Below are 16,599 nucleotides of genomic sequence, written 5' to 3'. Positions count from 1 at the left end.
ATAATTTATGGTACAATAAATGAAACTGGATCAACTGAAGACATGTTTAAATTTGGAAATACATCTCTCCCCAAATTAGGATCATGGTATGTATTACTCCAAAATGAATCACCATAAACCTTTATAAAAATGACATCTCCAGATGAAAATCCTGCATCTAATAAATCAGTTTTTGATAAGCTTATTTCTTTTGGATTGATTTGTGAAACTAATCCTGGAGAGAAATTCGAATAATCTTCGTTATTAACATTTGAATTTGTACTAAGGAAATACCTAATATAACGAGTACTCCCTAAACTTCCTGCGGGTTCAGTAGTTATTGAAATCACTATATCATCATCCACAATACCCGTTTGAACGTTTATGATTTGAGTAGTCGAAATTTCTCCTAAAGATGGGGAGTTCAAAATTGCTGTTGTGCTATTTTCATGTTCTACATCAAATTTTTTAAACGTTCCAAATCCAGGCTTTTCATAGGTAATTATATGTGTACCAAAGGGCACATCTGGTATAGTGAAATTTCCATCGGCCTTAGTTGTTGCAGAAATAGTTGGCGTTATCCCATCAATTTTCACCACCATGTTTGAATTTTCAATTTGTGTTGTTCCTTCGGTATACAAATTAACAGCTCCAGTAATATTGCCATTTTCAACTAAATTAGTAATTGTATCATCATCTTTGTTACACGAAAATGATACTAATAAAATGATTGAGCTTAAGGCCAAGTATCTAAACTTCATAATTTTAAAATTTAATGAGTTTTATATTTAGTGAGTAAAAATACAACGAAAATTTATAAATGTTTTTAAATCAAGACCCATTAAAAATTATTTATTCAAATAAATTTAATGATTATGCAGATGATGAAATGGATGTGTTAGTTGAGCTTGTAGATATATAAACAAATTTGTGTTCAAGAGAAATATCAATAATCTGAAAGTTAATCTCGTTTAGATAATGCACTACGGGTTAAAGTAATAAAAAAACCCGCTCTCAAAAAGAAAGCGGTTTGGCAATTGTGTGGTGCTTCCAGCTCCGAAGCATCGGAGGAACCAGGGTTCAAATTTTGTTTCGGTAGATATGTTCCAATATATCTGGTTGAGCGATCATTTTTCTATAAATTTTCTTGATTTCATTTTTTTGATAAATCGCTCTAACTTCTTAGCTTTCTGTTTACTCTCACATGGAAATTTCAGTTTCAAACTCCAACCCTTTGCAGCCTTAGTAAATCCTTTTTTAAAGAAATGTTGGTTATGAAGCTTAAGTCTTAGATTATGATTTTCAGATTCACCCACATAAAATTTATTGATTTTTTCACTAAAAATAATATAGAGATAATGGGTTTCCAAATGAAGAGCTTTTGACTAAAGTAATAAAAAAACCGCTCTCAAAAAGAAAGCGGTTTGGCAATTGTGTGGTGCCTCCAGGAATCGAACCAGGGACACAAGGATTTTCAGTCCTTTGCTCTACCAACTGAGCTAAGGCACCGTTGATTGCGGCTGCAAATATAATCTCATTTATTTATTAACCAAAACTTCCTTGCAAAATTTTCAATTTTGTAATTTCGCTATCTAATTTGTAAATATGAATTTAGTTGTAGATGTAGGTAACTCTCTAGTAAAGTATGGTGTATACAACAAACAGCATGATTTGGTAATTAGCAAATCCGTGCACAAAACATCTTTTACAGAAGAGTTGAATAAACTTTTTAATGCCTACACCACTATTTCAAACAGTATTTTGTCTGCTTCTGGTCAACTTAACCAAGATTGGTACAAACTTCTTCAGAACAAAACAGCATGCATTTTGTTTACTCACCAAACCTTAATTCCTATTCAAAATAATTACCACTCTCCAAAAACATTAGGTTTAGATCGTATTGCTTTGGCAGTTTCTGCTAAAAATCAATTCCCTGAAAAAAATTGTTTGATTGTAGATGTGGGAACTTGTATTACTTATGATTTTGTGAGTCAGGATGGTATTTATCAAGGTGGAGCAATTTCGCCAGGAATTGAAATGCGTTTTAAAGCCATGCATACTTTTACAGCAAATTTGCCGTTTGTAAATGAAAAGCTTAAAATGCCATCAGAATATTTAGGGAAAAATACAATAGATTGCCTTAAAATTGGAGTTTTGCAGGCTATAATTCATGAAATAGAGGGTTTTGCAAAACAATACTCAACTGATAACGAACATTTAACACTAGTTTTAACAGGAGGTAATGCTCAAGTTTTGGCTGAGCGAGTAAAAAATAGCATCTTTGCCAACTTAAATTTTCAGTTAGCTGGTTTATATCAAATACTTATTTTCAACATAAATGCAAATAAAAAGTAGCTTAGCGCTTATTGTAATCGTATTCTTTAGTCTCACCGTAAATGCCCAAAGAGGCACATATTCCCCTTATTCTTTTTACGGAATTGGCTCACAGAGTTTTAAAGCAACAACCGAAAATAGGTCTATGGCAGGCTTAAGCGTATTTTCAGATAGTATACATCTTAATTTACAGAATCCTGCGGCTTATGCAGATTTGAAATTAACTGCATTTACAGGTGGGTTAACGGTTAATATTACTGACTATAAATCAGAAAATAGCACAGATAACTTTAAAAATACAACAATAGATTATTTTGCAATAGGAATACCAACCAATATAGGTGGATTTGGTATTGGGCTTAGGCCAACTACTTCAGTAGGCTACGATATTCAAAAGTCAAACGATAATCAAAGTTCAGTTTTACGAGGCAGAGGTGGTCTAAATACAACTTATTTAAGCTGGGGTTATTCACCTTTAGATGGATTAAAACTTGGGGCGAGTGTCAATTATAATTTTGGAACTATAGAAAATAAGTCTCTTATTTTTAGAAATCAAGTTCAGTATGGTTCAAGGGATTTAAATGAAACCAACGTAAATGGGTTTTCTTTCGATTTTGGAGGAATGTATGACTACGAGATTTCTAAGTTTAAGTATCTACGAGCATCTGCAAGGTATCAAACGGGTTCATCTATAAATGCAGAAAATTTAAGGCGGGCTTCCACAATTTTACTTGCAAATGATGGTTCTGAAGTTGTTGTAGACGAACTTGTTATAAATAATAGCGATACTCAGGTTACGCTTTCTGAAGTACAGTCTTTGGGTATTGGTTTCGGAGAACGTTTAAAATGGTTTTTAGGAGCAGAATATGTATTAAGAAGCGCTCCAGATTTTTCTAGCTTAAACTTTAATACTCCAAATAATGTTAGCTATACAGATGCTAATGAAATTAAATTAGGAGGGTTTTATACACCGCGTTACAATGCGCCAAGAGGTTTCTACAACCGCTTGACATATAGGGCTGGTATTCGTTATCAAGACACAGGAATGCGTATCAATAATCAAGACGTTGAAGAGTTTGGCATATCTTTTGGAGTAGGTATACCTGCTGGTCGATATTTTACAAATGCTAATATAGGAGTAGAATATGGACGAAGAGGCACCACTTCAAATGGTTTAATTAAAGAGAATTTTTTAAGTATATTTATAAGTTTTTCTTTTAACGATAAATGGTTTGTAGAAAGAAGATTTAATTAAAACACGTATTATGAAACTAAAAGTTATTTTTTCAGTTGCACTAATTTACTTTGGATTTACATCTGTAAATGCTCAGGATTGCTCCCGTTCTCTTTCCTTTTTTGCAGAGTCTGCAAAAGTGAAAAACTACGATGAAGCCATGAAGCATTACAACGATTTAATCAATAATTGTGCAGACACTTCTCGTGCAATTTATCAACGAGGAGCAATTATGTTTAAAGACTTACTAAAGTCTGAAACTGACCCTGAAAAAAAGAAAGATATCGCTCTAAAGCTTATTGAAAACAATAATTTACGCTTGCAATATTTTCCAGAAAAAAGTGACATTGGTTCACTTAAGGCAGAAAATGCTATGGTCATGTATGAAACTGAAATTGGAACCGTAGAAGAACAATTTAGTTTGTTTGATGAAGCTTGGACAGAAGATCAAGAAAACTTCACTAACCCTAAAGCCATTTATGAATACTTTTTGCTAACCATAAATTTGTTGGATAACGAAAAAATGAGTCTTCAAGATGCGTTTCAAAAATACGATGAAGTTTTAGCTCATTTAGAAATGTTAGAAAACAACCAAGCTGTTGTTGCTGCGCCTTTAATTGAGCGTCAAGAAGATCAAGAAAAATTAAGTAAAAAAGAAGAACGTTTACTTAGGAATGCTGAATTACGACTTCAAAATTACGATAAAATTCGTGGAGCAGTAAACGGATTAATAGGAACAAGAGCAGATTGTGAAAACCTAATCCCTTTATTTGAAACCGATTTTGAAGAAAATAAAAACGATATTGAATGGCTTAAAGGTGCCGCTAGTAGATTGTTCTCTAAAGAATGTACAGATTCTAACTTATTTGTGAAGTTAGTAGAACAACAACATACTTTGGAGCCTTCAGCAAAATCAGCGTTGTATATTGGGCGACTCGCAGAACGAAAAGGAGATTTAAATAAAGCTTTAGAATATTATAAACAGTCTGCTGAGCTAGAAACTAAAGCAGCAGATAAAGCAAAAGTGTATTATAATATTGCCAATTCGTATAAAGCTAAAAATAGCTATTCAAACGCAAGAACCTATTATAGAAAAGCACTAGAATTTCAACCTTCAATGGGAAGAGCCTATTTAAAGATTGCAGACATGTACGCAGAAAGTGCTAATAATTGTGGTGAAACCGTCTTTGAAAAACAAGCCGTATATTGGTTAGCTGCGGATTATGCTGACCGCGCAGGCCGAGTTTCGCCAGCACTTAAAGAAAATGCTAAGCAAACTGCAGAAAGCTACCGCGGGAGAGCACCACAAACTAAAGCCATATTTTCAGAAGGAATGCAAGGCAAAAAAATTAGTTTTAACTCTTGTTGGATAGGAGAAAGTGTGATGGTTCCTAATATTTAAAATGGAATTTAAAAAAATACAAACAAAAAGCATTGTTGTACTTCTAGCTACAACAATGCTTTTTGCATGTGAAGGAAATCTGAATGAAGTAAAACAAATGGCAAACCAACTTCAAGGCCCACAATCTACTACTAAAGATATAAACTTGTTCTATACAGATAGCGGTAAGGTTCAGGCCAACCTAAGAAGCCCTAAGATGCTTGATTTTTCGCAAGAAGAATTTCCTTATAGAGAATTTCCAATTGGTGTGGAGGTAGATTTCTTTGACGAAGACTCAACTAAAAACACCATTATTTCAGATTATGCAATTATTTACAATATCACCAACCTTATAGATTTACGCGGCAACGTAGTAATTGTAACTTCAGATTCTACCGAATTAAATTCTCAGCAATTATATTGGGACGAAAGCGAAAACTGGCTCTTCACAGATCAGCCCTACACCATAAAAATGCCAAATGGAGCGGTTAACGATGGAGAAGGTTTTGATGCTAATCAAAATTTTGATAACTTCAACTCCAGAACAAACACCGGAATACAATATATTGATGAACAACAATAAACCACCAAAGTTTTTAAAGTATTTTGAATATGCCTACCTTGCTATAGCAGGCTTATTTTTATTTGAAGCTTATTTGGCATTTCAAGAAGAAGACGGTAAACAATGGATCATGATAGGCCTTGCAGTGGCAGCAGTATTTATGTACTTCTTTAGGCGTAGATTTCGTAAAAATCGCGGAGGTTAAAAACAACAAAAATGGATCATCAAATACTTGTTATTTTTTTAGCATTGCTTTTTTCAGCCTTTTTTTCAGGAATGGAAATCGCATTCATATCGGCTAATAAAGTATTTGTAGAGTTAGAAAAAAAACAAGATAACCTTGTAGCAAAAGTACTTACTCAAATTACAAAAAAACCATCTAAGTTTATTGCAACCATGTTAATAGGTAATAACGTGGCACTCGTAATTTACGGTTTTTATATGGGTGATTTTTTAATGAGTTGGATCACCACAGTAGAAAATCCAGATTTTGGGCTCATCAATTTTTTCTTTGACGAAGCCAGACTTTTTACACAAACGCTCATCTCAACCTTGGTAATTTTGTTTACAGCAGAGTTTTTTCCAAAAGTGTTTTTTCAAATTTATGCCAATAATCTAATAAAGGTTTTTGCCATTCCCGCTTACTTTTTTTATGTAATTTTTAGTTTTATTTCCAGTTTTGTTATGTGGATTTCAGACCTGGTTCTCAATAAGTTTTTTAATATAAAGGGAGACGAAGTGCAATTGAGTTTTAGTAAAGTTGAGCTAGGTAATTACATTAACGAGCAGATGGAAGTAGCAGAACAAAACGAAGAGATAGATTCAGAAATACAACTCTTTCAAAATGCCTTAGAATTTTCAGATGTAAAATCGCGAGAAGCAATGGTGCCCAGAAACGAGATTGTTGCTGTAGAACAAAATGAAAATCCAAATCAGCTTATTCAGTTGTTTAGTGAAACCGGTTTTTCTAAAGTCTTGGTATATAATGAAAACAAAGACGACATTATTGGTTATGTGCACTCTTTTGATATGTTTAAAAAACCTAAAAACATTAAAGATATTTTACTGCCTGTAATTTATGTTCCAGAATCTTCATTGGTAAAAGACGTGCTAAATATGCTTATTAGAAAACGAAAAAGCATTGCTGTGGTTATAGATGAATATGGTGGAACAAGCGGTATGATTACTGTTGAAGATATTGTAGAAGAATTGTTTGGTGAAATAGAAGACGAACACGACCCAGTGCAATTAAATGAAAAAGTTATAGCTGATAATCATTATGTTTTTTCTGCTCGATTGGAAGTAGATTATTTAAATGAAACCTATAAATTAAATATTCCTAAAAGTGAACAATACGAAACATTAGGTGGTTTTATTGTGAATTTTGCAGAAGAAATTCCAACTGAAGGAGAACGCATCGAAATTGAGCATTTTATTCTTAAAATTATTAAGTCTTCAAACACCAAAATAGATACGGTTGAGTTGAAGCTTATTGAAGATTAAATCCAACTTATTTAGGTTCTGATTTTTACTTTTTTTACGTTCTATTTTCTGTAAAATCAAACGGCTCAGACTTACCGTTTTCATTGGTGTTTAACAAAAACAAGCTGTTTAATTATCTAAAAATCAAGCCTTAGCGAAAAGCAGCCAAAACACTGCACTTTTAGCGTTGTTGAAAACTATGTTGAAAACCTTTGTCGATTTTTACAAAAACATGCTAATTTATTTTACATATTTGTTAGTCCCAAAAAACAATTTTTTAATCCCAAAATAATAGAATCTATGGCTCAAAACGAACCCATTTTACAAGAAAATAAAGACCGATTTGTAGTTTTTCCAATTAAACACCAAGATTTGTGGGAATGGTACAAAAAACAAGAAGCAAGTTTTTGGACCGCAGAAGAAATAGATTTACACCAAGATATTAGTGATTGGGAAAACAAATTAAATAATGACGAAAAATACTTCATTAAACACATCTTAGCATTCTTTGCTGCTTCAGATGGAATTGTAAATGAAAACTTGGCCGAAAACTTTGTAAACGAAGTACAGTATACCGAAGCAAAATTCTTTTATGGCTTCCAAATCATGATGGAAAACATTCATTCTGAAACCTATTCTTTATTAATTGACACTTATGTAAATGATGAAGAAGAAAAAGGAGTGCTTTTTAAAGCCATCGAAAACTTTCCTGCCATTAAGAAAAAAGCAGATTGGGCATTAAAATGGATAGAAAGCCCAAGTTTTGCTGAACGCCTTATCGCTTTTGCCGCGGTAGAAGGAATTTTCTTTTCAGGTGCTTTTTGTTCTATCTTTTGGTTGAAAAAACGCGGATTAATGCCAGGACTAACTTTTAGCAATGAGTTAATCTCCCGCGACGAAGGTCTGCATTGTGATTATGCGGTACACTTGCACAACAATCACTTAGTTAACAAAGTTTCAAAAGAACGTATCAAGGAAATTATCATCGATGCGTTAAACATCGAGCGTGAATTCATCACAGAGTCGCTACCTGCTAGTTTAATCGGAATGAATTCAACTTTAATGACTCAATATTTAGAGTTTGTAACAGACCGTTTGTTAATGGAGTTAGATTGTGAAAAAGAATACAACACCACCAACCCATTCGATTTTATGGACATGATTAACCTGCAAGGAAAAACAAACTTCTTCGAAAAAAGAGTAGGTGAATACCAAAAAGCAGGGGTGATGAATAAAGACAAAGAAAAAGATAGCCAAATTAGTTTTGATGCTGATTTTTAAAATAGTAATGTAATCTCTTTGGTCACTATAGTTGCTATTGAAACTGTAGAACTGTAGAAGCAACAGCAGCCATAGCGACAATAGAAGCCACAGTATTAATATAAACCAAAGCAACCAAAATCCATGAGCTACCGAAAACTTGAAATATGGCAATTAGCTCGAACTTTAACCATAGATATACACAAGATGACTATGAAGTTGCCCAAGTTTGAAATGTATGAAGAAGGAAGTCAAATTCGTAGGTCTATGAAATCGGTTAGGTCAAACATTGTTGAAGGTTATGGCAGAAGGCGTTATATTAATGATCATATCCGATTTATTATTTATGCACTGTCTTCAAATGATGAAACTGTAGATCATCTTGAAACCCTATATGAAACAGGCTCTTTAAAAGACAAAGATTTGTATAAAAATTTGCAAGAACGAATTCAAAAATTGGGAATCAAGATTAATAATTTTTTACAAGTAATAGAAAAGAATAATAAGAAATTCTAGAAAACCAATTAAAACAATGTAGAGACTATATTCGCTATGAATGCCACAGTTATAAAACAACAGCAGCCACAGCAACAATAGCAACAACAGAAACAATAGCAGCAATAGAAACTATAGAAACTATAGAACCAACAGCACCAAAAGTAAAACACAATAATAAAATTATAATATCATGTACGTAGTAAAAAGAGACGGCCACAAAGAACCCGTAATGTTCGATAAAATTACAGCAAGAGTACGTAAACTTTGTTACGGATTAAACCCATTAGTAGTCCCTACCAAAGTTGCTATGCGTGTAATTGAAGGACTTTACGACGGAGTTACTACTAGCGAGTTAGATAATTTAGCTGCAGAAGTTGCAGCAACCATGACTACAACTCATCCAGATTATGCACACCTTGCAGCACGTATTTCGGTGTCTAACTTACACAAAAACACCAAAAAAACTTTTAGTGAAGTAATGACCGATTTACACGAATACGTAAATCCAAGAACAGGCAAAAAAGCTCCACTTTTAGCAGATGATGTGTATCAAGTAATTATGGACAACAAAGATTTGTTGGATTCTAGAATTATTTACAGCCGTGACTTTAACTACGATTATTTTGGTTTCAAAACTTTAGAGCGCTCTTACTTACTCAAACTAAACGGAGAAGTAGCAGAGCGTCCACAACACATGCTCATGCGTGTTGCTGTTGGAATTCATGTAGACGACTTAGATAGTGCATTAGAAACTTACGAACTGATGTCTAAAATGATGTTTACCCACGCAACGCCAACGCTCTTCAACTCGGGAACACCAAAACCACAAATGTCGTCTTGTTTCTTATTGACCATGAAAGACGATAGCATCGACGGAATTTACGATACGTTGAAGCAAACTGCTAAAATTTCACAGTCTGCGGGTGGCATCGGATTGTCTATTCACAATATTCGAGCTACAGGTTCTTACATCGCGGGCACCAACGGAACTTCTAATGGAATTGTTCCTATGCTGAAAGTCTTTAACGATACCGCCCGATACGTAGATCAAGGTGGCGGTAAACGAAAAGGTTCCTTTGCAATGTATGTAGAGCCTTGGCATGCCGACATCATGAGTTTTTTAGATTTGAAAAAGAACCACGGAGCAGAAGAAATGCGAGCAAGAGATTTGTTCTATGCCATGTGGATTCCAGATTTGTTTATGAAACGTGTTGAGCAAAATGCAGAGTGGACTTTGATGTGTCCAAACGAATGTCCAGGACTTTTTGATATGTATGGTGAAGAGTTTGAAAAAACCTACGAAAAATATGAAGCCGAAGGAAAAGGCAGAAAAACCATCAAAGCACGCCAACTTTGGGAGAAAATTTTAGAATCTCAAATTGAAACAGGTACTCCGTACATGTTGTACAAAGATGCAGCCAACCGAAAATCGAATCAGAAAAATTTAGGAACTATACGTTCTTCAAATTTATGTACCGAGATTTTAGAATACACCAGTCCAGACGAAATAGCCGTTTGTAACTTGGCTTCTATTGCGCTGCCTAAGTTTGTGAAAAATAAAGAATTCGATCACAAAGAATTGTATAAAATTACCAAAAGGGTAATTAAAAACCTAAACAAAGTAATCGATCGCAATTACTATCCAGTAAAAGAAGCCGAAAATTCAAATATGCGCCACCGTCCAGTTGGATTAGGTATTCAAGGATTGGCTGATACATTCATCAAAATGCGTTTACCTTTTACTTGCGATGAAGCCAAAAAAGTAAATCAAGAAATTTTTGAAACTTTATATTTTGCTTCCGTTACCGCATCTATGGAATTGGCAAAAGTAGAAGGACCATATTCTACTTTTGAAGGCTCTCCAATAAGTCAAGGAGAATTTCAATACAACATGTGGGGCTTAAAAGATGAAGAATTAAGCGGAAGATGGGATTGGAGTAAATTAAGAGAAGAAGTAAAAGAACATGGAGTGCGCAATTCTTTATTGTTAGCGCCTATGCCAACTGCTTCTACTTCACAAATATTAGGAAATAACGAAGCATTTGAACCGTATACATCTAACATTTACACAAGACGTGTACTTTCAGGTGAATTTATAGTTGTAAACAAACACTTACTTGAAGATTTAGTAGAAAGAAACTTATGGAATGACGATGTAAAAGATGCCATCATGCGTGCTAATGGTTCAGTTCAAAATATTGATATTATTCCAGATGATATCAAAGAATTGTACAAAACGGTTTGGGAACTTTCTATGAAAGACATTATAGATATGTCTAGACACCGTGGTTATTTTATAGACCAATCACAATCCTTAAACTTATTTATGGAAGGGGCAACATTTGCAAAACTAACTTCCATGCACTTTTATGCTTGGAAAAGCGGCTTAAAAACGGGAATGTATTACCTAAGAACTAAATCTGCAGTAGATGCCATCAAGTTTACTTTGAAAAAAGAGAAAAAGCAAGAACCTATTCCTGCAGAAACAACACCTAATGAATCTGTTCCTGCTAAAAATGCACAAAAACTCCAAGAAGTAAAAGCAGCAAAGGTTTCTGATGATACATCTTTATCTCCAGAAGAATTAAAGGCTTTGATACAACAATCTAAAGATGCCGAAGGAGACGATTGTTTAATGTGTGGTTCATAAATTTTAAAACCAACCCAATACTAATAAGCCTGTAAGTTTTAAAGTCTTGCAGGCTTTTTTTAAATATGAATGTAACTGAAAGGAAAACAAAAAGATTAATTTTGCAGCAAGCAACACATTAAAAAATAAATCAAATGCACATTTCAATAGGAAACGACCACGCAGGTACAGAATACAAAGAAAAAATTACAGACAAACTCAAAGGAGCTGGACATGAAGTTACTAATCATGGTACAGATTCAACAGATAGTGTAGATTATCCAGATTTTATTCATCCGGTAGCTAAAGATGTTAGCCAAGGAAAAGCAAACTACGGAATTATAATTTGTGGCTCAGGAAATGGAGCGAATATGACAGCCAACAAACACCAAGCAGTTCGTTCAGCTTTGTGTTGGAATACAGAAATTGTTTCACTTGCTAGACAACACAATAATGCCAATATTTTAAGTATCCCTGCACGTTTTGTTAGTTTAGAAGAAGCATTAGAATTTGTAGATGTTTTTTTAAACACTCCATTTGAAGGTGGTAGACATCAAAACAGAGTTGAGAAAATACGTTGTAAATAATCATAGCTAAATTAATCTATTGAGTCACGCCCACACAGCATATAAAAGCAAGCAGAAAAATCTGCTGATAGCCATCGTTCTCAATGTGCTCATTACTGTTGCGCAAGTAATCGGTGGCATAATTAGCGGTAGTTTAGCTTTGCTTTCTGATGCTTTGCATAATTTTTCTGATGTAGTTTCACTGTTAATCAGTTATGTCGCTTCATTTTTTTCCAACAAAAAGGCTTCACAAAATAAAACTTTTGGTTACAAGAGAGCAGAAATTATTGCGGCATTTATAAATGCTTGCACCTTAATTGTAATTGCATTTTTCTTAATTATTGAAGCAACAGAACGCTTTTTTAAGCCAGAAATTATCGATGCAACTTTGGTTATTTGGTTATCTATAGTTGCCATTGTAGGAAACGGAATTAGCGTTTGGATTTTGCATGCAGACGCTAAAAATAATATGAATATTCGTTCGTCCTACCTTCACTTATTTACAGATTTACTAGGTTCCGTTGCCGTTTTAATCGGCGGCTTATTAATGCAGTATTACCAATTATATTGGGTAGACGGTGTACTTACGCTAATGATTGCAATTTACTTACTCATAGTCGGTTTTCAATTAGCTAAAAAAGCATTTGGAATACTCATGCTGTTTACGCCAAAAGATATTAATGTAAAGCAATTGGTAAATCAGGTAAACAGTTTGCCAGAAGTAAAACACATGCATCACGTTCATATTTGGCAATTAAATGATGATGAAGTGCATTTAGAAGCACATATTGATTTTGATGAAGACATAGCACTTTCAAAATTTGATGCCATTTTAGAACAAATTGAAACGATTGCAGTAAACCAATACGGAATTAACCATATTAATATTCAGCCTGAATACCAAAAACCAGATAACAAAAATGTAATTGTACAAGATTAAAATGAAGTGGGAAATAAAAAAATATGCAGATTTAAATCTAGATGAACTTTATGCAATGCTTCAACTCAGGTCTGAAGTTTTTGTGGTAGAACAAGATTGTGTTTACCAAGATATAGACGGAAAAGACCAAATCTCCTTCCATGTTTTGGGATATAGCAATAAAGAGTTAATTGCGTATGCACGAATTTTTAAAGCAGGAGATTACTTTGAAGAACCAAGTATAGGCAGAATTATTGTTAAACAGAATTTCAGAAAAAAAGAAGTTGGACATCGGTTATTAGACTATTCTATAAATTTTATCAACCTGACTTTAAACGAAAACCAAATTAGAATTTCAGCACAACAATATTTAATTGCATTTTATCAAAAACACGGCTTTCAGGTAGATGGAGAAGGGTATTTAGAAGATGGTATTCCACATATTAATATGTTAAAGACCTAATTATTCTGCTTTAGCTAAGGTGAAACAAATACTGGTTCCTTGATTTGGAGCGGTTTTTTCAACCCAAATCTTCCCATCGTTTTCTTCAATAAAATCTTTACAAAGCAGCAAACCAATACCAGAGCCTTTTTCATTATTGGTGCCAATCACAGAATTTAATTCTCCATGAAAAACTTTCTTAGCTTGATTATCAGTCATGCCTATGCCAGTATCTTTAATGCATACCTGTACGTTGTCTGAAATTTGCGTTGCAGAAATTTCAATTTCGCCTTTTTCGTCAGAAAACTTTATAGCATTGGAGAGCAAGTTTCTAATAACCAAGTCTAAACTGTCTTCTACAGCAGAAACTTTAAGATCTTCATCTATAATTTTAGTAAGTTTGATGTATTTTTTATCTATTGAAGTTTGAAAAAGATCTTCTACATTATTGGTTACTTTTAATATAGAAACAGAAGATTTTTTGCTTTGTTGACGCTTAACTAACTTACTAGACCAATTAAGCAAGTTGTCTGTTAGAATAATGGTTCGTTGTAAATTTTTATTAATTTCAGGTACCATGCTTTTTAATTCTGCATCGGAAATTTCATTTTGCAAAGCCATTTCAAAAAAGGAATTAAGCGACTGTAAAGGACCGCGTAAATCGTGAGAAATAATCGAGAAAAGCTTGTTTTTTTGATGGTGTAACTCTTTTAATTCTTCATTTTGATTTTCAATCTTTTCTTGGCTGTTTTGTAGTTTTTTGTTGGCTTTTTCTTTGTCCCTTTTATTTTTAAATAGCAGAATAATAATGATTAAAAAGGCAATCATTCCCACAGCAAAAGCCATATTTATCTTTTCTTGTCGTCTTAATGAAACTTCTTTCTGCAGGAGTTCTTTTTCGTTTTCAAGTCTAATTTTTTGCTCTTTTGCTTTAAACTCCATTTCTGCTTCAAGCCTTCCTATTTCTTTGCTTTTTTCTTCGTTAAACAAATCTTTAGAAATTTGATCTATTCTTTTTTGGTATTGAAGAGCTTTTTTATAGTTTTCTTTTGCTTCATAAGCACTAACAAGAATTTCCGCCGTGTTTATTACTTCTTTAAGGAGTTCTAATTCTTCTGCAATTTGTATTGATTTTTCTCCTAACTCAATAGCTTGATTATATTTTTTTTTAATTAGCGAGAGTTCGGCTAAGCTGGAGTAACTTGAAGTTAAATTGTATTTATTCGATTTTTCTTCAGCAAACTTTATGGCTTTTTCAAAATTTGCTTTTGCGGTTATGGTGTCTTCTTTTTGTAAGTATACTTTAGCAATGTTATTGTAGGTGTTAGATAATTCTCCGTAAGTTTCTTGTTCTAATAAATGTGTTTCTACTTTTTTGTAAAGCGCCAATGCTTCATCTAACTTTTCCAAATTATCTTTATCTTCACTATAAATAAGCGCAATATTAGAAATTCCAGCCATGTAGGTGCGTTGGTCTATTTTTTCAGCAATAGCAACGGATTCCTGATACATTTCTAATGCTTTTTGGTTATCGCCTAAATCGTACCAACAACTAGCAATATTATTATATACAATTCCTTGATATCGTTTATTTCCTATCTGGTTTGCATATTTTAAAGCTTCTTGAAAGTTTTGTATAGCTTCTACGTAATTGGCTTGTTTTCTATTTATGTTAGCTGTATTGTTATGGGTAATAAATAAATTACCCGGTAAATCCAGTTTTTCGTAAATTCCTTGGGCTTTTAAAATAGATGCTTTTGCTTCTTTAAATTCGCCAGTTCGTTCTGCTATAATGGCGTAACCGTTATAGATATTAGCTTGTTGTTCTAAATCTTCTGTTTTTTTAGCTAAAGTCATGCCTTTTTCATACAAGTCTTTTGCTTCATCAAATTTAGATTGGTTGGATAGCGAGTTAGCTTGGTTTACATAACCGCGTGTTAGACTAAAGGTGTCTTTTAAAATTAAGTTATATGCTAATGCTTTTTCATACTTTTTAAAAGCTTCTTGATGGTTGCCGTAACTGTTGTAAATTAAACCGTAATTATTATAAGCACTAGAAAGACCTTTTATGTCATCATTATCTTTGTAAATGGAAATTGCTTTATCTAAATTTTCAAAACTTTTGTTAACTTCGCTTTGGTAGTAAAAGTAAATGGCTTCATTTTTAAGCGCATCTGCTATTCCTTTTGGATATTCAATTTTTTCTGACAGCATCCGTGCCTCGTTAGAAAAATAAAATACACTATCGGGTTTAGATTTCGAATAATGGTATGCTAGCTCATTTAATAAATCTACTCTTTCAATATTTCCTTTATTGAAAGATTCTAGTTCAATCAATAAGCTGTCTATGGTTTTCTGCTGTGCATGATTCACTTGAAATACACAGGAAATTAAAAGAAGTAAAATATATTTTTTCAACTTAACTTGTTGTTATAAGTAACTTTCAAATATAACACAACTACTTGGTTTTGAATAAATAATACTACAAATAAAATCAAAAAATATAATAAATATCTTATTTGATCTTACTCAAGATTTTATGGTAAACTTGTTCCTTCAAATTTGTTTTATCGTTTAAGTCTAAGTTTTTAGTAGAAATAAAAGAATGAATATAAGCTCTTAAAATGCCTGGTCTTCCTTTAAAAAAAATGTACGGGAATGCTTCTTTGTTATCTATAAAAGTAATGGGCACAATTGGAATTTGATGAGTAATGGCTAGGCGAAAGGCTCCATCTTTAAATGGGGCTAATAGTATTGTTTCATCATCTGGAACGCCACCTTCTGGAAAAATACAAATGCTAGTGCCGCGGTTTAATCTGCGTTGACATTCATCAAAAACGGCCTTTCTACTTTGAGCAGAATTTCGATCTACTAATATGCAAGTACGCTTATAAAAATATCCAAAAATGGGAAGTTTTGCTAACTCTTTTTTACCTACAAATACAAATGGATTCTTAGAAATATAAAGCATCATCATAATATCCATCATGCTCGTGTGGTTAGCGGTAAGCATGTAACTTTTGCCTTTTTCTATTTTTTGTTGTGCTTCAATTTTAGGTATAAAACCCATTCCAATTAAATTGGCAATTCCCCAAACACGAGCTACTTTAAAAAAATAGGCATACCAACTTTCTTTTAAAGTAGTGATAAATAAAAATGGAAATAATAGGATAATTACAATTAACATCCAGACATAAAACCAGATACGCCAAATTAATCGCAAACTATTTGCTAGTATTTTCATAGGCTTCAAAATTAGCAAATGAAGTGAATTTAGAAAGCAAAAACTTATATCTTTGACCGAAATTTATTT

General features: G+C 33.1%; 16 protein-coding genes and 1 tRNA gene. 12 read left to right on the top strand and 5 right to left on the bottom strand.

Features of this window, described 5'->3' with window-relative positions:
- Nucleotides 1-5: 5 nt before the first annotated feature.
- The 3 genes from IEV72_RS06565 to IEV72_RS06555 form a co-directional block, all read right to left on the bottom strand.
- Nucleotides 6-740, bottom strand: coding sequence for a carboxypeptidase-like regulatory domain-containing protein (locus tag IEV72_RS06565; RefSeq protein ID WP_188458307.1), 735 nt, complete (start codon nucleotides 738-740; stop codon nucleotides 6-8).
- Nucleotides 741-1,106: 366 nt separating this feature from the next.
- Nucleotides 1,107-1,295 carry a GIY-YIG nuclease family protein gene (locus tag IEV72_RS06560; RefSeq protein ID WP_229731829.1) on the bottom strand — a complete coding sequence of 63 codons (189 nt, stop codon included), beginning with the start codon at nucleotides 1,293-1,295 and terminating at the stop codon, nucleotides 1,107-1,109.
- Nucleotides 1,296-1,415: 120 nt separating this feature from the next.
- Nucleotides 1,416-1,488: transfer RNA gene (locus IEV72_RS06555), tRNA-Phe, on the bottom strand.
- A 96-nt stretch (nucleotides 1,489-1,584) separates the two neighbouring features.
- Here IEV72_RS06555 and IEV72_RS06550 point away from each other — a divergent pair.
- The 12 genes from IEV72_RS06550 (at nucleotide 1,585) to IEV72_RS06495 (ending at nucleotide 13,307) form a co-directional block, all read left to right on the top strand.
- Nucleotides 1,585-2,334, top strand: a complete 750-nt coding sequence (locus tag IEV72_RS06550; RefSeq protein WP_188458305.1) for a type III pantothenate kinase — start codon at nucleotides 1,585-1,587, stop codon at nucleotides 2,332-2,334.
- Nucleotides 2,318-3,568 carry a BamG family beta-barrel-assembly machinery protein gene (gene bamG / locus IEV72_RS06545; RefSeq protein ID WP_188458304.1) on the top strand — a complete coding sequence of 417 codons (1,251 nt, stop codon included), beginning with the start codon at nucleotides 2,318-2,320 and terminating at the stop codon, nucleotides 3,566-3,568. The genes IEV72_RS06550 and bamG overlap by 17 nt, the downstream gene beginning before the upstream one ends.
- A gap of 10 nt (nucleotides 3,569-3,578) precedes the next feature.
- Nucleotides 3,579-4,949, top strand: coding sequence for a tetratricopeptide repeat protein (locus IEV72_RS06540; RefSeq protein ID WP_188458303.1), 1,371 nt, complete (start codon nucleotides 3,579-3,581; stop codon nucleotides 4,947-4,949).
- Between the two features lies 1 nt (nucleotide 4,950).
- Nucleotides 4,951-5,511 (top strand): LPS export ABC transporter periplasmic protein LptC, encoded by a 561-nt coding sequence (gene lptC / locus IEV72_RS06535; RefSeq protein ID WP_188458302.1) that lies wholly within the window; start codon nucleotides 4,951-4,953, stop codon nucleotides 5,509-5,511.
- Nucleotides 5,498-5,695: a hypothetical protein gene (locus IEV72_RS06530; RefSeq protein ID WP_188458301.1), complete on the top strand. Its 198-nt coding sequence runs from the start codon at nucleotides 5,498-5,500 to the stop codon at nucleotides 5,693-5,695. The genes lptC and IEV72_RS06530 overlap by 14 nt, the downstream gene beginning before the upstream one ends.
- A gap of 11 nt (nucleotides 5,696-5,706) precedes the next feature.
- Complete coding sequence (locus IEV72_RS06525) at nucleotides 5,707-6,993, top strand: hemolysin family protein (protein WP_188458300.1); 1,287 nt, start codon at nucleotides 5,707-5,709, stop codon at nucleotides 6,991-6,993.
- 279 nt (nucleotides 6,994-7,272) lie between these two features.
- The gene (locus IEV72_RS06520) at nucleotides 7,273-8,253 is read left to right on the top strand and encodes a ribonucleotide-diphosphate reductase subunit beta (RefSeq protein WP_188458299.1); all 981 of its coding nucleotides are present in this window, start codon (nucleotides 7,273-7,275) and stop codon (nucleotides 8,251-8,253) included.
- A 123-nt stretch (nucleotides 8,254-8,376) separates the two neighbouring features.
- Entirely contained in the window at nucleotides 8,377-8,748 is a 372-nt protein-coding gene (locus IEV72_RS06515) for a four helix bundle protein (protein WP_188458298.1), read from the top strand.
- Between the two features lie 172 nt (nucleotides 8,749-8,920).
- Nucleotides 8,921-11,380 (top strand): ribonucleoside-diphosphate reductase subunit alpha, encoded by a 2,460-nt coding sequence (locus IEV72_RS06510; protein WP_188458297.1) that lies wholly within the window; start codon nucleotides 8,921-8,923, stop codon nucleotides 11,378-11,380.
- 134 nt (nucleotides 11,381-11,514) lie between these two features.
- Nucleotides 11,515-11,946 carry a ribose 5-phosphate isomerase B gene (rpiB, locus tag IEV72_RS06505; RefSeq protein WP_188458296.1) on the top strand — a complete coding sequence of 144 codons (432 nt, stop codon included), beginning with the start codon at nucleotides 11,515-11,517 and terminating at the stop codon, nucleotides 11,944-11,946.
- A gap of 19 nt (nucleotides 11,947-11,965) precedes the next feature.
- Nucleotides 11,966-12,865, top strand: a complete 900-nt coding sequence (locus IEV72_RS06500; protein WP_188458295.1) for a cation diffusion facilitator family transporter — start codon at nucleotides 11,966-11,968, stop codon at nucleotides 12,863-12,865.
- Nucleotide 12,866: 1 nt separating this feature from the next.
- Nucleotides 12,867-13,307 (top strand): GNAT family N-acetyltransferase, encoded by a 441-nt coding sequence (locus tag IEV72_RS06495; RefSeq protein WP_188458294.1) that lies wholly within the window; start codon nucleotides 12,867-12,869, stop codon nucleotides 13,305-13,307.
- Here the strand turns inward: IEV72_RS06495 and IEV72_RS06490 are convergent, their stop codons facing one another.
- Nucleotides 13,308-15,704, bottom strand: coding sequence for an ATP-binding protein (locus IEV72_RS06490; RefSeq protein ID WP_188458293.1), 2,397 nt, complete (start codon nucleotides 15,702-15,704; stop codon nucleotides 13,308-13,310).
- Nucleotides 15,705-15,801: 97 nt separating this feature from the next.
- Nucleotides 15,802-16,530, bottom strand: coding sequence for a lysophospholipid acyltransferase family protein (locus IEV72_RS06485; protein ID WP_188458292.1), 729 nt, complete (start codon nucleotides 16,528-16,530; stop codon nucleotides 15,802-15,804).
- Between the last annotated feature and the right edge of the window lie 69 nt (nucleotides 16,531-16,599).

Source organism: Psychroflexus planctonicus (assembly GCF_014640195.1).
GTDB classification, from domain to species: domain Bacteria; phylum Bacteroidota; class Bacteroidia; order Flavobacteriales; family Flavobacteriaceae; genus Psychroflexus; species Psychroflexus planctonicus.
The sequence above is the reverse complement of the archived record's forward strand: the minus strand, read 5'-3'. Positions and strand labels throughout refer to the sequence as shown.

Coding starts and splice junctions, on each gene's coding strand:
- IEV72_RS06565 (WP_188458307.1), bottom strand. CDS start 740: ATGAAGTTTAGATACTTGGCCTTAAGCTCAATCATTTTATTAGTATCA.
- IEV72_RS06550 (WP_188458305.1), top strand. CDS start 1,585: ATGAATTTAGTTGTAGATGTAGGTAACTCTCTAGTAAAGTATGGTGTA.
- bamG (WP_188458304.1), top strand. CDS start 2,318: ATGCAAATAAAAAGTAGCTTAGCGCTTATTGTAATCGTATTCTTTAGT.
- IEV72_RS06540 (WP_188458303.1), top strand. CDS start 3,579: ATGAAACTAAAAGTTATTTTTTCAGTTGCACTAATTTACTTTGGATTT.
- lptC (WP_188458302.1), top strand. CDS start 4,951: ATGGAATTTAAAAAAATACAAACAAAAAGCATTGTTGTACTTCTAGCT.
- IEV72_RS06530 (WP_188458301.1), top strand. CDS start 5,498: ATGAACAACAATAAACCACCAAAGTTTTTAAAGTATTTTGAATATGCC.
- IEV72_RS06525 (WP_188458300.1), top strand. CDS start 5,707: ATGGATCATCAAATACTTGTTATTTTTTTAGCATTGCTTTTTTCAGCC.
- IEV72_RS06520 (WP_188458299.1), top strand. CDS start 7,273: ATGGCTCAAAACGAACCCATTTTACAAGAAAATAAAGACCGATTTGTA.
- IEV72_RS06515 (WP_188458298.1), top strand. CDS start 8,377: ATGAGCTACCGAAAACTTGAAATATGGCAATTAGCTCGAACTTTAACC.
- IEV72_RS06510 (WP_188458297.1), top strand. CDS start 8,921: ATGTACGTAGTAAAAAGAGACGGCCACAAAGAACCCGTAATGTTCGAT.
- rpiB (WP_188458296.1), top strand. CDS start 11,515: ATGCACATTTCAATAGGAAACGACCACGCAGGTACAGAATACAAAGAA.
- IEV72_RS06495 (WP_188458294.1), top strand. CDS start 12,867: ATGAAGTGGGAAATAAAAAAATATGCAGATTTAAATCTAGATGAACTT.
- IEV72_RS06485 (WP_188458292.1), bottom strand. CDS start 16,530: ATGAAAATACTAGCAAATAGTTTGCGATTAATTTGGCGTATCTGGTTT.